This is a genomic window from Lysinibacillus piscis, from assembly GCF_026012395.1.
Lineage (GTDB): Bacteria > Bacillota > Bacilli > Bacillales_A > Planococcaceae > Lysinibacillus > Lysinibacillus piscis.
This window is the reverse complement of the sequence record NZ_BRZA01000002.1, coordinates 648,575-664,282: the sequence shown is the minus strand read 5'-3', so window position 1 is coordinate 664,282 and position 15,708 is coordinate 648,575. Positions and strand designations below refer to the sequence as shown.

Here is a 15,708-nt window from a genome sequence, read left to right as displayed (position 1 = left end):
ATCACTCCAAAATGATCCCCATTTGACTTAAAGGTTCACCAAGCTGATTCACAGCCGCTGCTAATGCTTTTGTATCATCCTCTGTTAACGCCTCGTAGGACACATAGCCACCATCAGCTGTTGCATGTTTTGCCAATAAATCATCTACTGCTTTGAATTTTTCATCCAATGTAGTAACTAATGCTGCATCTTTTTCTTCTAATTTCGTGCGCAGAATGTCAAAGATTTTTTCAGCACCTTCGATATTGGCTTTGAAATCATATAAATCGGTATGGGAATAAATTTCCTCTTCACCTGTAATTTTCGATGTAGATACTTCATTTAACAGGTCTACTGCCCCTGTAATCATTAAATCAGGCGTCACTTCTACTGTTTGTACTAAAGCATGTAATTCCTTCGCATCTGCTAATAATTGGTCTGCTACTGCTTCATAACCTGCTGTAGTATTTTCTACCCAAAGTGCATGCTCTAATTTATGATAGCCTGTCCACTCTTCTTCTCCTTTACCTTCCTCTTGAATATCTGCTAAACGCCCATCAATGCGTGGGTCAAGATCACCAAAGCTCTCTGCAATTGGCTCAGAGCGTTCAAAATACATACGTGCAGGTGCATAAGTCGCTTTTGCCCCTTCCATGTCGCCAGCCTTCACGAAATTCACAAATTTTTCTGTTTCCATTAAAAACTGATCCATTTGCTCAAGTGCAAATTGTTTATATGCTGCTAATTCAGCCGATAAATCAACCTCTTTTGCCGGCTCTGCTTGCTCTGTTGCTGGCTTATCCTCTTTTTTTGCTTCCTCTGTATCACCACAGCCAGCCATTAACACGCCACCCGCAACAAGCACTGATAATAATGATTTATATTTCATAATAAATACCTACTTCCGCATTAGTTTACATGAAAATGATAATGATTATCATAATTGAATGCAAGCGCTATTTTCATTTAAAGCAAAAAACGACATTTCGCAGTTCCCTTATACAGAAAACTAGCAAAATATCGTTTTTTCTACAATATAATGATTCTAATCTACGAAATTTGTACTTCTTTTGTTTTTTCATTTTTCCCATATAAAAAATAATACAGCACAATCGCCACTAAAATAACAAAGACCATTGCCAAGAAAATTTTACTGTAGCCCATTGTTGATGCAAATAAACCTAAGACATAAGGCCCGACACCTAAACCAGTATCATATAAAATAAAATAAGTGGATGTCGCAAGTCCTAATCGCTCATGTGGTGTTACCTTGACGGCTACAGCTTGTCCTACAGAATTGAAATTTCCGTAGCCAATCCCGATTCCTGCCGCTGCTAATAAGAGCACAAAACTGGTTGTAGCTGTACTAAATGCATACATACCAAGTGCATAAATAATAAGACATGGATATACCACAATATTAGCGCCTCTTGTATCAAGTAGCTTACCTGTGAACGGGCGTGTCACTAAAATGACAATCGCATAAACGATAAAGAAATAGCTACCTGCTGTCACTAAGTTTAACTCCTTCGCATAAAACGTTAAAAAGGACATCACACCTGAATAAGCAAAACCAATAACAAGAGCCACAAAGGCAATCGGTAAGGCACGCATTTCAATAAAATTAGAGAGTTGAAAGCCACTTTTTTCTGTAACTGCTTTCGCTTTCGTAGGTGAGGCTGGTACAGTAACAATAAAGTACATGAAGAAGCATATGACCGCCAACACAGAATCAACAGCGAAAATCATACGGTAATCGCTAAACATTTGTGTTAATAAAATGCCTACAAACGGTCCAATCGCTGTCGCTAAGATGGCACTTAAACTATAATAGCCAATCCCTTCTCCACGTCGCTGTGGCGGTAAAATTTGTGCAATCATCGTTCCTGTTGCCGTGCTTGCTATACCAAGTGCAATCCCCTGTCCTAAACGAATGAGCATTAATAATGGTAAATTAATCGCAATGAAATAAGCCATTGTCAATAACATAAAGGATAGTAGCCCAACAAATAATGTTTTTTTGCTACCTGCACTCCCGATGATGCGCCCTGTACCGATACGACCAATTAACGTACCAATAATAAAAATACTCGATACAAGCCCTGCCGTACTTGTCGATGCATGGAAATGCTCTACCGCATAGCCTGCAATTGTCACCATTAATAAGAAGAAAATGAGTGTAATTGTAAAGTTAATTAAGGAGACGATTAAAAAATCTTTTGTCCATAATTTTTGTTTTGTTGTTTCCATTTGTCTTACTCCTATCTATTGATGTTCGCACATATTTTGGCTAACACCTGTGTTGCAATCAGCATCTCTTGCTCGGAAACTCCTGTTAATGCTTCCTTTAAATAGGGCTTTAAATACGCTTGAATTTCTTGTACAACTTGTTCACCACTTGTTGTTAACTGTACAAGCTTTTCTCGCTTATCTTGCCCTGTCATCGTTTCCACATAGCCAAGCTCTACCAGCTTTTGTACAAGCCTTGTCACACTTGGCTTTTCAATATACATAAAGTGTGCAATGGTCACGAGTGAATGTGGTCCTTTGTCATGTAATAGCCTCAAAACCGCCCATTGCGAATTGTATAATTGATATTTTCCTAATAGCGTATTGATATGATTAATGAAAGGTCTGTATAGTAAGCGATATTCATTAAAAAAATCCTGTTCTAGTGTCAAACGATCACCTCACATGAAATTAATTAGTTACCCTAACTAACCATATACCTAAAATAGCTCTTTGTCCAGAGCTATCCACCTGTTTTGAATTTCTATCCGTCACTTTTGGCATTTTATCCGTCTGTTTCGAGGTTCTATCCGTCACTTTAACATTTCTATCCGTCTTCGCCCCAAAAAGCCAACATAATCCCAATTTCATGTTGGCTCCATAATCCAATATTGACGGTGTCGCTTCTCTCCCACGGCTTGTAATGGTAATTTCTTCAATAATTTATAAGCAATATTGGGAGAATCAATTGCGAAAAATGTACAAAAGCTTTGATTTGTTAACATCTCTCCCATTAGCAAGCGATAGTCCTCTAGCGTTCGCAGCAAAGCATTGGCATCAATCAAGCCACATCGCCGACAAACCCATTTTTTATAATGATAGTCCATCTGTTGCCCATTTGAGCATTGTGGACAAAGTACACCCTTTTGAATGTCCTGCAACGGTAATGACAGTTTACGCTGAAATGGCCTATGTTTGGCCAACAACTGCTGTGCGAGCTGGGCTAACTCCTTTTCATCCAGCATCACGTTCGGATATTGCTGTAGTAGCTTTCGCACATAGTAACGTAGGCCCGCTACATGAAAAATTGCTTGGTCACTTAAGCCATTCGACAAAATCGCCTTCTTTGTAGCCATCACAACAGCATGATGCACTGGGATGGTCATGTGTACCTGTTGTAATTCCCAAGTCAACCATTCCTGATGTCGCCTTACTTGATAAAATGGGTTGGTCATACCATCTAATTGCCCATCTATTGTTGTCCTTGTAAATTGGGCAAATTCCTTATCAAGTTTCAGCATACCTGCAATATTCTTGATTTCAAGCAGTAAAATAAAATGAGGACAGAGCAAAATTGTATCTATTTGATGGGATGTACCGAAGCGATTGGTCACTTGTAAATCATGAAGAAAGTAATGTGGGAAAGGTAAGTCGATTTCCAGCCATTCTGCATCCACACGCTGCTCTCCCGCAAAGCCAGCCTGTATGCGTCTTAGCTGTTCTTCATAATACATATAATCACGATGTGTAGCAGGCAATCGATAAAGCAATGCCTCCAACATTTTCTTTGTTTCTGATGGTTGTCGTGCCAAAAGAATCAATCTCTTCACCTCCTGCTAGTATTATATCAATTGCGCTGGGGCGTAATTGCGTCCGGATTTTTTCGAGCTTGCTCGAAAAAGTTCCTCTTCAAAATCCGTGACATCCGCCGGGGCTTTTATCAAGGTTGGTATGGGTGTTCAAACACCTATGCCAACCTTGATAAAAAAGAACCTCATAAAAAGAGGTTCTCAAAAACTTACTATTCTGAGCATTCAAAATCAATTTTTCTAGCCTAAAAATACGACTAACCAACTATATTTTAATTACTTTTTGCTGTTAGCGTAATATTTGTTGCCGCAGCCCAATTGTTTAATGGTAGCACTTTATATGAAACGTTCGCTTGTAATGTACCACCTGTAATATCAAAAATACCAATAGTGCCTTTTCTTGAAGAATAGCGATATTGTGCTTGAAGCTTACTACCATCTGTACCTTGTAGCTCAACACTTCGGCCTGCTAATAAATCTGCTTGTGGGTCTTGTGCTAATTGAATTTCAATAGATTTCTCATCCACTGTTTTCGCAGATTGAATCGTTAATGGTGCAATGACTTTCGCTACAAAGCTCTTGTTATCAATCTCTGCCCATTCCGCATACACACGATAAGTTACACCTGTTTTAAATGTTTCACCAGCAGGTAGTCTAAATTGTGGTGCTTGTTTGCCATCAGCAGCCTGTGTAAATGGTACATAATTTGCTACAAATTCCTCACCATTGCTTCCTTTAACCGTTACATAACGATCACGCAATGAGGAAATCACGTCGAAGCGTTGACCATTCGCATCTCGATTTTGTTTATCTAAACTAAAGGCTAAGCTGCCACGTCCTTGTCGATATGCTTCGATAATATTGGCATAATCCACAACGCCATCTTCTAAAAATGATTCTAATTTCAGCGTATCATTGGTTACTTGTGCTGCATCACGTACAAACACTTTTTCATCTGTGCCTTCAAACACTTTGTTACGTTGCTCTTTATAGCTTACTGTGTAAATAAAATCATCCTCTTGGAATGTTACAGGAACGATGTATGTGCTTTTAGCGCCTGTCATTAAGCGAGGCACATTGACAATTTCTAAATCACCGTTAAATGTAAAATGCTTTTTAATAGCAGCTAAATTATTTTGATCCACATCTTCAGCAGCTAATGGCTGATTAAATGTAATTTGTAATGTCATTGTGTTTAATGGTTTAATCATTGTCATTTTTGCTACTTGCTCCTGTTGTTCTGTAGCGGCTGCCTCTGCACGGGTTGGTATATCGACTGCAACTACTCCTGATAAAATTGAGAAAGCAAGTGCAACGGGTACAATTCGTTTTTTAAATGTCATAAATTTCATTCTCCTTTAATGTGTAATTTGTTTACAAAACTTATGATAAAGACAACATCTAAACTGCCTCTAAATAAACTATTAAAAAAACATTAAATAATAGAGAAATTAATTTAAGATAGTAAATTCCAAACCATAGACAAAAGCCATCGAGAAGTTTTCGATGGCTTTATCTATGGTGTGAAACCTAGTCTAATTAAGATTTTTTCTGTTTATCCATTTAAATACTACCGTTAATACTATTACACAAGATAGTATTAACAAAGAAATAATCAATGCCACATAAGCATTTTTTTGATCTGGATGGAGATATGAATATATGCTTAGAATAATACTAGAAAAAATCATGAAAAAAATGATTGAAAAAAAAAGCTTTTTCATAATTGTTACCAGCCTTCTTATTGTGGATTTACCCAATACGGATAAAAATCATTGGTAATAGGATTTACTAATATTCGAATCTTAACACCAGTTCCATCAGCGTTATTGTAAGCTAGAATTCCCCCTCCTATTACATAAACGGCAGAGGCAATTCCAAATACAGGAGCTGCACCTGGAAATGGAAGAAACGCCATGATTGCATGAGCTCCACCACCAATAGCTATTATTGCAATTATTTTATTTGTTTTACAAGAATCTATATACATTGTACCAGCAACCATATTTCCATCATATTTATTTTGTCCACTACAATTTTTTTCAACTGAACTTCTGGAAAAAACATTTTGTTGAAGTAGTCCAGTTTCATTTTCAGTTAAGTAAATATTAGCTTTTTCATAAGTTTCTTTTAATTCAGTAGCAAGTTGAGGATCTGCTCCGTCTAGAATTGCTTGTTCGTAATCGAAGTCTATCAGATTCCCACTAACATCAATGTATTTTTGGAAATCTTTTATCTTTTCATTATAGATTTCTGATGCTACGTGTCCAGTAAATTGGTTTTCTTGAGCAAAAACATTAGGAGTTAAAAAAACTATACTTATAAAAAATATAAGTACTACTGATAATATCTTTTTCAATTCTACCCCGCCTTTTATTATTTGATAAATCTAATTATATCAATAAAAGGTAAGTAATGAATGTTTTCTACAAACAAATACAATTTATGATAAAATTATACAAATAACTGTAATATAGATATTTTCGAGAGATACAGTTTATAGCAGGAGAAATTTACATGGATCACCTCACTTTGTCATTGCTATTTCGCACCTGCCTCTTGCAATAATTTTACAATCTCCTTAAACCCTTTTGCTTTGGCATGCTGTAAAGGTGTAACGTTATCATCATCTGGAATATTAACATCTGCTCCATGGGCAATCAATAAACGTACTACTTGTTGCTGTGTGGCATTGCCATCATTTAAAATAATCGCTTCCATCAAAGCTGTCCAGCCCAGACGGTTGACATGATTGACATCTATATTCGTTTTCATTAATAGCTCTTCAATGACAGCAATATGCCCATGCTCAGCAGCAGGAATAAGCGCTGTTCCACCGTAGCGATTGGTAATGCTAGGATCTGCTCCAGCTTGAATTGTTAATTTGACAATTTCTAAATAGCCTTCCGCCCCCGCATAGAGAAATGGGCTGTTCAACATATCATCTTGCTTATTGACGTCTGCTCCCGCCTCAATTAACAGTTTTGCTATTGCTACATCATGATTGTAGGTTGCCTTCATTAGGGCTGTTCGTTTGTGGGCATCCTGTGCATTGATATCAACAGGCTTTTGTAAAATAGCTTGGACTGCTTGAACATCGCCTTGTTCGACTGCCTCAAATAATTGTTCCACTAATTTCTCACCCCCTTTTGGTAATGGTGTAGATAGGAAAAAGAGTAAACCACAAATAATAACAACGATAGGTTTCATCTATAGCTCCTCCTTATACATTAAAACGATAGCCCGCTCCCCATACCGTTTCAAGATATTTAGGCTGAGCAGGGTCTCGTTCAATTTTTTCGCGCAGCTTGCGAATATGCACTGTGACTGTTGATACATCTGCGGCTGATTCATAGCCCCAGTTTCGTTCATAAAGCTGCTCCTTACTCAACACTTGGTTCGGATGCTTGACAAAGAACACGAGTAAATCAAATTCCTTCGTTGTAAAAGCGACCTCTTCTCCATTGATGTGAACCTTGCGTGCAGATGTATCAATCGTCATTCCATGAATGGCCATAATATGACCCGTGTCCTGCTTACCAGCTAAACGGTCATATCTTGCTAAATGTGCCTTCACTCTTGCTACAAGCTCACTCGGACTAAATGGCTTCGTGATGTAATCATCTGCCCCTAGCCCAAGTCCTCGAATCTTATCAATATCCTCTTTTTTGGCTGATACAAATAAAATAGGTATATTATGCACCGCCCGTATTTGCTTACAAATATCAAAGCCATTCATCCCTGGTAGCATAATATCTAAAATAATTAAATCATAGCTGCCCTGTAATGCCTCTTGTAGCCCATCTTCCCCATGATGCTGCATCGTTACTTGGAAATCATTAATCTCCAAATAATCACGCTGTAGCTCAGCAATACTCACTTCATCTTCAATTAGTAAGATACGTTTCATTCGTTGTCTCCTTTATTTAGTGAAATAAATAGGCTTGTCCCCTTCGTTAGCTCACTGGTTGCCCAAATGGTACCGCTCATTCCCAATACAATTTGCTTGGCAATCGCTAAGCCTAGCCCACTGCCACCTGTCTCCGAATTACGTGATTTTTCTGCACGATAAAAGCGGTCAAAAATATGGGGTAAAGCTGTAGCCTCAATGCCTGCACCATTATCCTTTACTTCCACCACAACTTCATCAGCTTTTTCATATAGCGTAATCGTAATTTGCTTGTGCTGCTTATCCATATATTTTGCACTATTGTTGACTAGATTCGTTAATACACGTCTTAATTTATCACGGTCTGCCTTCACATAAAGTGAGCTGCTCAGAGGCCTATACTGCAATTGAATATCTCTCGCTACTAAATCCAAATTGACCTCCTCCACAAAATCACGCATATACTGCTGTAAATCAATCGTTTCCATCGTAAAAGGCACTTTTTTTAAATCTAACTTTGAAAATAAAAATAATTCATCAATTAAGACATCCATATCTTTCGCTTTCGTATGAATCGTCGTTAAATATTTAGCCATTTTTTCCTCTGTGTTCGCTACACCATCCTTTATGCCCTCTACATAGCCGATAATTGCGGTAATGGGTGTTTTTAAATCATGGGAAATATTAGACAATAATTCTTTGCGATTTTCCTCATACTGTAATTGCAGTTGCACAGATTCTTTTAGCTTGATTCGCATTTCCTCAAAGGCACGATTCAGCTGCCCAATTTCATCCTTTGACTGTGTAACAATCTCAAAATCTAAGTCACCCGATTTAATACGTTCTGCTCCTTCTTTTAAGGAAGAGATAGGCTTTACGATACTTCTTGAGACAACATAGTTTAACAAACCGATAATGAGCATAAATATCACAAATAATAGAATCAATAAAATCGGTAATAGCTCCCTCGTTAATTCAGTATAGGAGCTGACTTTGCGTAACACGAAAATACTGCCCTCTGTTTGGTCTGAAAAATAAAAATCAAACTTCACATATGTGTAAAAGGCATTGTCTAGCATAATGGTGTCTCGTGTATTAATATTCGTTGCCTCGAAGCCAGGTAAATGTGCCAGTAGCCTTCGCTCATAGTCAGCCTTTGATGTGTAAATGATGTGTTGACCCTTCCTCACAGCAATTTCAATTGTAGGTGCTTCAATTTTTTGTAGCTGTTCACGATCCAATAATTGCTCTGGACTCCTTTTAGCGAGTAGTTTCAAATCTAGAAAAGCACTTTCCTCAGCCGACGTTAAAGGTTTTTGCACATAGGATTTTTTATAAAAATGTTCAATCGCCCTAACATCCCCTGTAACGGCAAAAGAAAATAAAAACCCTGCTGCTAGGAAAAGTAAGATGGCAATTAGCATGACGGCTATATAAGATAATAAAAATCGTGTTTTAATCGACATAACAATCCCCCCGTGCAAACACCTTACCATATAAATCTTAAAATTTTATAAACTGGTGCTAAAATTTTTATTTCGAGGTTGTAAGCATAAAAAATCCCGTCCTGAATTTAGAACGGGAGTCGTCGGATTTGCTACTTTTTGAAGCGCTGAATGATCCATTCCACCAATACTACGATTAGCAAGGATAAACCAAATAACGGCATGATCATTCCTAATACAATCATAAAAAGGATAAATGGTATCGATAATGTTTTATGCATTGTTGGTGGTGCTGATAACTGACCTTGTTTTTTGCGTAAAAGCCATGTTCTAAAGCCCCAAATAATCACTACTAAAAAGGCAATACATACTAATAAATTCATGACTTTATTCGGCCAGCCAAATAAATGCCCTTCATGTAGCGGGATTCCCCATGTAAACCATTTCGCTAAAATACCATAATCAGCGTAGTCCACTTTATCAATAAAAGCACCACTGTATTGATCAAAATACATCGTTGTTTCATCATAAGGGCTAACATCTAAGCCTGTGACACCTGTATTGCTCGATTTCGCTACTGTATAAACGCCATCCTCTGTCATTGGATAAATAATGGCATATGGTTTCGCGATAGCCATTCCATCGATTTCTTGTTGTAGCTTTTCTATCGTTAGACGATACGGATTTGCTGTTACGACATGCCCACTCGCGCCATGATGCGCATGTGAACTCGGCGCTGTTTCTTGACGTGTTGCCCACGGAATTTCACTCATATCTGATGTTGGAGGCTGTTGTTGTAATAAAGGAACACCGATAGAAGGATGCTCTTGTGCCGCAGAATAAATAAATTTCCCCATCAATGCTGACCATGGTAAACCTGTAAAGATAATGACAACCATCGGGATCGTAATGATGACACCTAACAGCGCATGAATTCTTCTACTCGTTTGACGTTTATTGGATTGCTTTGTCTTCTTAAACAGCTTGGCGCTTACGGTCATATATACACCTGACAGCAATAAGAAAATCGCCCAGCAAGCCGCTAATTCTACTAAATAATTGACGAATGTACCACCGATAAATAGTGAACTATGCAAATTCCTAATAATATTAGCAAACGTATAAGCTGCATCCTGCCCACCGATAATTTGATTATGTTCGTCTAAAAATAGATATTTTTCAGCTCCATCTGCATTCATCATCGTTAGTCTTGTATTATATGGCTCTTCTAGCTCTATAATTTTCATCGTATGATAGCCTGCATATGCCTGCTCTGCTTGTTTGACAGCATCATCAATGGACAAATTCTCCGTTTTACCACTGTCACCGAAGAAATAGTTGTCATAAAGCTGATTTTCAACATCCGTATAAAATAAATAGCCAATACCACTTAACGTTAACGAAAGAAGTAATGGTGTAATAAATAGCGCAGCATAAAAATGCAGTCGCCAAAATCGTGTGTAAAGCGTATTTTTCATCTTGTATTCCCCTATTCTTTCAATATGCAAAAATAATTATATAGAAGAAAAGTGAAATAAGAATGAAATGTACCACATAAAAAAATAGTAAGTGTGACATGTACCATCATCACCTACTATTTTTTCACCCTAGTATTTCTTTTAAGACGTTTGTATAAGCAGCTACAATCGCTTGTTCCTGTAAGCTAAATTCCTCTAAAAAAAGTGTTACTACAGCAGTATTATGTTCTACACATTTTTCCATCAAAATCAACATGTTATGCCATATCTACAGAGAACATTTACAATTTCTATACTTACAAAAAAACGACTGTTATTTTATGATAAAGAAGTAAGTGACTATGAAAATGGAAAGAGGCACCCATGATGCAAAAGAAAGTGATTTTTTTCGAGGTACAAGGTGGTACAGATAAAGGTCCTGATGGCTATCGCAAAGATACGATGCCAATGGTTCATGCACTAAAAGAGCGTGGGCAAGATGCGGAAGTTATTTTCTTTGATTTGGCAAAAAGAGAGGACATTTTTCAATATGTGAAAGAGCATGGCATTGCCTATGTGTCACGAATCAACCCAGGAAATTTACAGCACGAAGCGGAATATTTCGATATGCTACGTGAGCTGTGTGCAGTAGGTGTTATTGGTATGCCACATCCAGAGGCAATGATTGGCTATGGCTCAAAAGATGTGCTCTCAAAGCTAACATCTACCAACCTAGTGCCTGATGACACATTTGCGTACTACACGGTTGAGACCTTTCAATCGCAGTTCCCTACTTCTTTAGCTAGTACAGAGAGAGTCTTGAAACAAAATCGTGGTTCAACAGGTGAGGGGATTTGGCGTGTACAATTAGTAGAGCCACTTGCCGAGGGTCTCACAGCCGTGCCACTAGATGCACAAATTAAGTGCACAGAGGCGAAGGATAATCATGTGGAGTATTGGCAACTTGCTGAATTTATGACATTTTGTGAGCAATATATTACAGGGACAAACGGTATGTTAATCGATATGCGCTTCCTACCACGTATTGTCGAAGGTGAAATTCGCCTCTTTATGCTGAGAGATAAACCTGTCCATGTCGTACATAAAAAACCAGCCGACACAGAGGATGCCTTTAGTGCCACACTGTTCTCAGGCGCACAGTATCGCTATGATGCGCCTGAAGCATGGCAAGCACTTGTCGACAATTTCCTGACACAGCTACCACTTGTGACACGTTTATTAGGCAATTATGCTTTACCATTAATTTGGACAGCAGATTTTATGCTTGATACAAACGAAGCTGGTGAGGATTGCTACATTTTAGGAGAAATGAATTGCTCCTGTGTAGGCTTTACATCTGAGCTTTCTTTAGCACATCAAGTTGCAGAGGAAATCATCACCTATCTTGCTGAACAAACGGCTACAACTGTTTAATTTTAAAAATGCGAAAAATCGGCTTTATGATTTTTCGCATTTTTCATGTATTTATAACAATTGCTTCTGCCATTGTGTGAATAAATCTATCGATTGGGTAATCGCTAATTTTAAAGCGACCTGTTTCGCTGTGCAACGTTTCTTCGCTTTACCCCATGCTGCTTCTAGTGCTGGTACATAGCTTAAATTTTTTGTCGTTGTCACAAGCTGGAAAAAAATATTACCTTGTATATAATGCCAGCGTGGATTCATACCATCTAATTGTATCGCCTCTTCAATAAGACGTAACGCTAAGTACGGACTCTCCTCACTACGCTGTACATATTGAGCAAAAGCACCCCAGTATAACGCTTTATTCGGCTGAAGTTTTATCGCCTCTACATATTGTACCATCGCTTTTTCCTGTTCCTTCGCTAGAGCAAAAAATTCCGCCATCGTATAATACGCATTTGCCTGCGCTTCGCTTGAACCAGCCAGTAATTCATCCACCACTCGACCAAACTGCGCTTCATCCTGACTGCCAATATAAGCTGCTAATACATCACGCTCAGGATAGGACTCGTCTGCCCGCTCCACACTCTGCTTTACTTTTTCTGCCGTCGGTTCTGGCATATTGGCATAGCCATTCGCTTCTAGTAAAGCTATATGTTGTTGCAGCATCGAAACAGACTGCTCGTCTGTCGCAAGTGCCCCAGTCACTACTTTTTTAGCCAATTGATAGCTCTCTTTTACATGTCCATTAATAAATAATTCATTGATCTCTTGGACATATTCTTCAAATTGTGTCATTTCTAATTGGTGACCTCGCTTTCATCTATAACCTATGTAGACTTTACTTAGTAGTGTACCATCTCTTTGCAAGAAAAAGTATTAGATAAATAGTCAGAATTATGAGATAATTTTAAAATATTATCAATTAGGGGGGGCTTTTATGCAAAAAATGATTCCATGGCTGGCTTGCATCTCAGGAAATTTATTAACATTAGGCGCTATTTTCATCTACGCTTTGCAAAGTCACATACAAATAGCCCTCAGTAGTTATATACTCGTCACACTTTCTTTTAATGTTATTTTATTTATCTTTTTTAGTGTATGGAAGCTTGAAGAGCATTCTTTCGTCCAGCAAGTCGATGAATTTTAAAGCGTTTTTCTGCTATCTTGACAACAGATTGTAGAAAAATAAATTTTTTTGTAGAAATTTTTGAAACAATGATTGAGTAGTACTTCGATTTTCTGTATAATCAGCTTGTTTGACAATACTATACTACGAACTTGGGGGTAGACAATTGGGTAAAGCATTGATTATAGGAGCTGGCGGTGTAGCTAGCGTTGTGGTACACAAGTGTGTTCAAAATTCGGACGTCTTCGAGGAGATTTGTATCGCAAGTAGAACTGTTTCAAAATGTGACGCTCTAAAAGAAAAATTAGATGGCGGAAAAACAAAAATTCATACTGCACAGGTAGACGCAGACAATACAGAAGAGGTGATCGAGCTAATTAAATCGTTCGGACCAGATGTTGTCATTAATGTTGCATTACCTTATCAGGATTTAACAATTATGGACGCTTGCTTAGCAACGGGTGTACATTACGTGGATACAGCAAACTACGAGCCACCTGAAACGGCAAAATTTGAATATAAATGGCAATGGGCTTATAAAGAAAAGTTTGAAAAAGCTGGCTTAACAGCACTACTTGGTAGTGGTTTTGATCCAGGTGTAACAGGCGTTTTCGCAGCACATGCCCAAAAACATGAATTCGATGAAATTCATTACATCGATATCGTGGATGCAAATGCTGGCGACCATGGCTACCATTTCGCTACAAACTTCAATCCAGAAATCAATATTCGTGAAATTACAGCGAATGGTCGTTACTGGAAAGAAGGCAAATGGGTAGAAACAGCACCTCTTGAGAAAAAAGAAGTGTATAACTTACCAGAAATCGGACCAAAAGATATTTACCTTCTTTACCATGAAGAATTAGAATCTCTTGCGAAAAACATTCGTGGCTTAAAGCAAATCCGCTTCTGGATGACATTCTCTGAGAAATATTTAACGCATTTACGTGTATTGGAGAATGTTGGTATGACATCTATCGAGCCAATCGAATTTGAAGGGCAAATGATTCAGCCAATCCATTTCTTAAAAGCTGTTCTTCCTGATCCAGCATCACTTGGACCACGTACAAAAGGTAAAACAAATATCGGTTGTATTATTCGTGGATTAAAAGATGGCAAGGAAAAAACATACTATGTATACAACGTATGTGACCATGAAGAATGCTATAAAGAAGTGGGCTCACAAGCGATTTCTTACACAACTGGTGTACCAGCTATGATTGGTGCCATGTTAGTAATGAATGGCGAATGGCGTAAGCCTGGTGTTTGGAATGTAGAAGACTTCAATCCAGACCCATTCATGGATGCGTTAAACAAATGGGGTCTACCATGGCAAGAAAGTCATAACCCTGAGCTATTAGATCTTGACTTAGATGCGAAGGAATTGAACTAATGAAACCCATCGATTTTTCAAAAGTGCCATCTCCTTCTTTTGTAGTGGACGAACGTTTATTAACAAAAAATTTAGAGCTATTAAAGTCGATTCAAGATCGTACAGGCTGTCGTATTCTGCTTGCATTGAAAGGCTTTTCGATGCATTCTACATTTCCATTAGTTGGGGAGTATTTAGCAGGCATTACGTCAAGCTCCCTATTTGAAGCACGACTTGGCTATGAAAAAATGGGCAAAGAGGTACATGTCTATGCGCCAGCCTATGTGGAGCATGAGATGGACGAGCTACTTGGCTATGTCGATCACATTGTCTTTAATACTTTTGGTCAATGGGCGAAGTACAAGGATAAGGTGAAAGCTACTGGGAAAGCGATCGAATGTGGTATTCGCATCAATCCTGAATACTCAGAGATTGAAACAGCGCTTTACGACCCTTGTTCACCAAACTCTCGCTTTGGCGCAACGATTGCAAACTTTGACCCATCACAGCTTGATGGTATTGATGGCTTACACTTCCATGCTATGTGTGAACAAAACTCAGATACATTAGAGCGTATCATTGAAGTAGTTGAGGAAAAATTCGGTGATGCTTTACATCAAATGAAATGGTTGAACTTCGGTGGTGGTCACCATATTACACGTGATGACTATGATGTGGAAAAGCTTGTATCTATCATTAATCGTATTCAAGAGAAGTACAACTTACTTGTTTACCTTGAACCAGGTGAAGCCATTGCTTTAAACACAGGCTATTTAGTCGCTACAGTCTTAGATATTCAGAAAAATGGTATGGATCTTGCTATTTTAGATACATCTGCAACATGTCATATGCCAGATGTACTGGAAATGCCTTATCGTCCGATGATTATCGGCTCTGGACAAGCAAATGAATTCGCCCATACTTATCGTTTAGGTGGGCTAACATGTCTTTCTGGCGATGTGATTGGGGATTATTCATTTGAAGAACCATTAAAACCAGGTGACCGCCTTGTCTTTACAGATATGGCACACTATTCAATGGTAAAAACGCATATGTTTAACGGTGTGAATTTGCCAGCAATCGCTTCTTATAACGATGAAGAAGGGATTAAAGTCATCCGTCAATTCCAATTTGAGGATTATAGTGGGCGACTATCATAGTAGAAAAAGCGTGCTAGAGAGTAGTATCTCTAAC

The 15,708-nt window shown here is 38.2% G+C and carries 15 protein-coding genes; 4 read left to right on the top strand and 11 right to left on the bottom strand.

Annotated elements, in window-relative coordinates:
• Nucleotide 1 precedes the first annotated feature (1 nt).
• The 10 genes from efeO to OPF91_RS09765 form a co-directional block, all read right to left on the bottom strand.
• Entirely contained in the window at nucleotides 2-868 is an 867-nt protein-coding gene (gene efeO / locus OPF91_RS09810; protein WP_264988570.1) for an iron uptake system protein EfeO, read from the bottom strand.
• 161 nt (nucleotides 869-1,029) lie between these two features.
• On the bottom strand, nucleotides 1,030-2,229 hold the full coding sequence (locus tag OPF91_RS09805; protein WP_264988569.1) for an MFS transporter: 1,200 nt from the start codon (nucleotides 2,227-2,229) through the stop codon (nucleotides 1,030-1,032).
• A gap of 11 nt (nucleotides 2,230-2,240) precedes the next feature.
• The gene (locus tag OPF91_RS09800) at nucleotides 2,241-2,660 is read right to left on the bottom strand and encodes a MarR family winged helix-turn-helix transcriptional regulator (protein WP_264988568.1); all 420 of its coding nucleotides are present in this window, start codon (nucleotides 2,658-2,660) and stop codon (nucleotides 2,241-2,243) included.
• 195 nt (nucleotides 2,661-2,855) lie between these two features.
• Nucleotides 2,856-3,809, bottom strand: coding sequence for a nuclease-related domain-containing protein (locus OPF91_RS09795; protein ID WP_264988567.1), 954 nt, complete (start codon nucleotides 3,807-3,809; stop codon nucleotides 2,856-2,858).
• A gap of 260 nt (nucleotides 3,810-4,069) precedes the next feature.
• Nucleotides 4,070-5,140: a hypothetical protein gene (locus tag OPF91_RS09790; RefSeq protein ID WP_264988566.1), complete on the bottom strand. Its 1,071-nt coding sequence runs from the start codon at nucleotides 5,138-5,140 to the stop codon at nucleotides 4,070-4,072.
• 398 nt (nucleotides 5,141-5,538) lie between these two features.
• A complete protein-coding gene (locus tag OPF91_RS09785; RefSeq protein WP_264988565.1) occupies nucleotides 5,539-6,156 on the bottom strand; it encodes a hypothetical protein in 618 nt (205 codons plus the stop codon).
• Nucleotides 6,157-6,338: 182 nt separating this feature from the next.
• A complete protein-coding gene (locus OPF91_RS09780) occupies nucleotides 6,339-7,007 on the bottom strand; it encodes an ankyrin repeat domain-containing protein (RefSeq protein WP_264988564.1) in 669 nt (222 codons plus the stop codon).
• 13 nt (nucleotides 7,008-7,020) lie between these two features.
• Nucleotides 7,021-7,707 (bottom strand): response regulator transcription factor, encoded by a 687-nt coding sequence (locus OPF91_RS09775; protein ID WP_264988563.1) that lies wholly within the window; start codon nucleotides 7,705-7,707, stop codon nucleotides 7,021-7,023.
• The gene (locus OPF91_RS09770) at nucleotides 7,704-9,152 is read right to left on the bottom strand and encodes a sensor histidine kinase (protein ID WP_264988562.1); all 1,449 of its coding nucleotides are present in this window, start codon (nucleotides 9,150-9,152) and stop codon (nucleotides 7,704-7,706) included. The genes OPF91_RS09775 and OPF91_RS09770 overlap by 4 nt, the downstream gene beginning before the upstream one ends.
• A 131-nt stretch (nucleotides 9,153-9,283) precedes the next feature.
• Complete coding sequence (locus OPF91_RS09765) at nucleotides 9,284-10,609, bottom strand: PepSY-associated TM helix domain-containing protein (RefSeq protein ID WP_264988561.1); 1,326 nt, start codon at nucleotides 10,607-10,609, stop codon at nucleotides 9,284-9,286.
• 366 nt (nucleotides 10,610-10,975) lie between these two features.
• Between OPF91_RS09765 and OPF91_RS09760 the strand changes: the two genes are divergently transcribed.
• Entirely contained in the window at nucleotides 10,976-12,022 is a 1,047-nt protein-coding gene (locus OPF91_RS09760; RefSeq protein WP_264988560.1) for a Cj0069 family protein, read from the top strand.
• A 51-nt stretch (nucleotides 12,023-12,073) separates the two neighbouring features.
• Here OPF91_RS09760 and OPF91_RS09755 read toward each other — a convergent pair whose 3' ends face one another.
• Complete coding sequence (locus OPF91_RS09755; RefSeq protein ID WP_264988559.1) at nucleotides 12,074-12,811, bottom strand: tetratricopeptide repeat protein; 738 nt, start codon at nucleotides 12,809-12,811, stop codon at nucleotides 12,074-12,076.
• Nucleotides 12,812-12,953: 142 nt separating this feature from the next.
• Here OPF91_RS09755 and OPF91_RS09750 point away from each other — a divergent pair, with 142 nt between their 5' ends.
• From OPF91_RS09750 to nspC, 3 genes are all read left to right on the top strand, one after another.
• A complete protein-coding gene (locus tag OPF91_RS09750) occupies nucleotides 12,954-13,163 on the top strand; it encodes a hypothetical protein (protein ID WP_264988558.1) in 210 nt (69 codons plus the stop codon).
• A 145-nt stretch (nucleotides 13,164-13,308) separates the two neighbouring features.
• On the top strand, nucleotides 13,309-14,535 hold the full coding sequence (locus tag OPF91_RS09745; RefSeq protein WP_264988557.1) for a saccharopine dehydrogenase family protein: 1,227 nt from the start codon (nucleotides 13,309-13,311) through the stop codon (nucleotides 14,533-14,535).
• The gene (gene nspC, locus OPF91_RS09740) at nucleotides 14,535-15,674 is read left to right on the top strand and encodes a carboxynorspermidine decarboxylase (RefSeq protein WP_264988556.1); all 1,140 of its coding nucleotides are present in this window, start codon (nucleotides 14,535-14,537) and stop codon (nucleotides 15,672-15,674) included. The genes OPF91_RS09745 and nspC overlap by 1 nt, the downstream gene beginning before the upstream one ends.
• Nucleotides 15,675-15,708 lie beyond the last annotated feature (34 nt).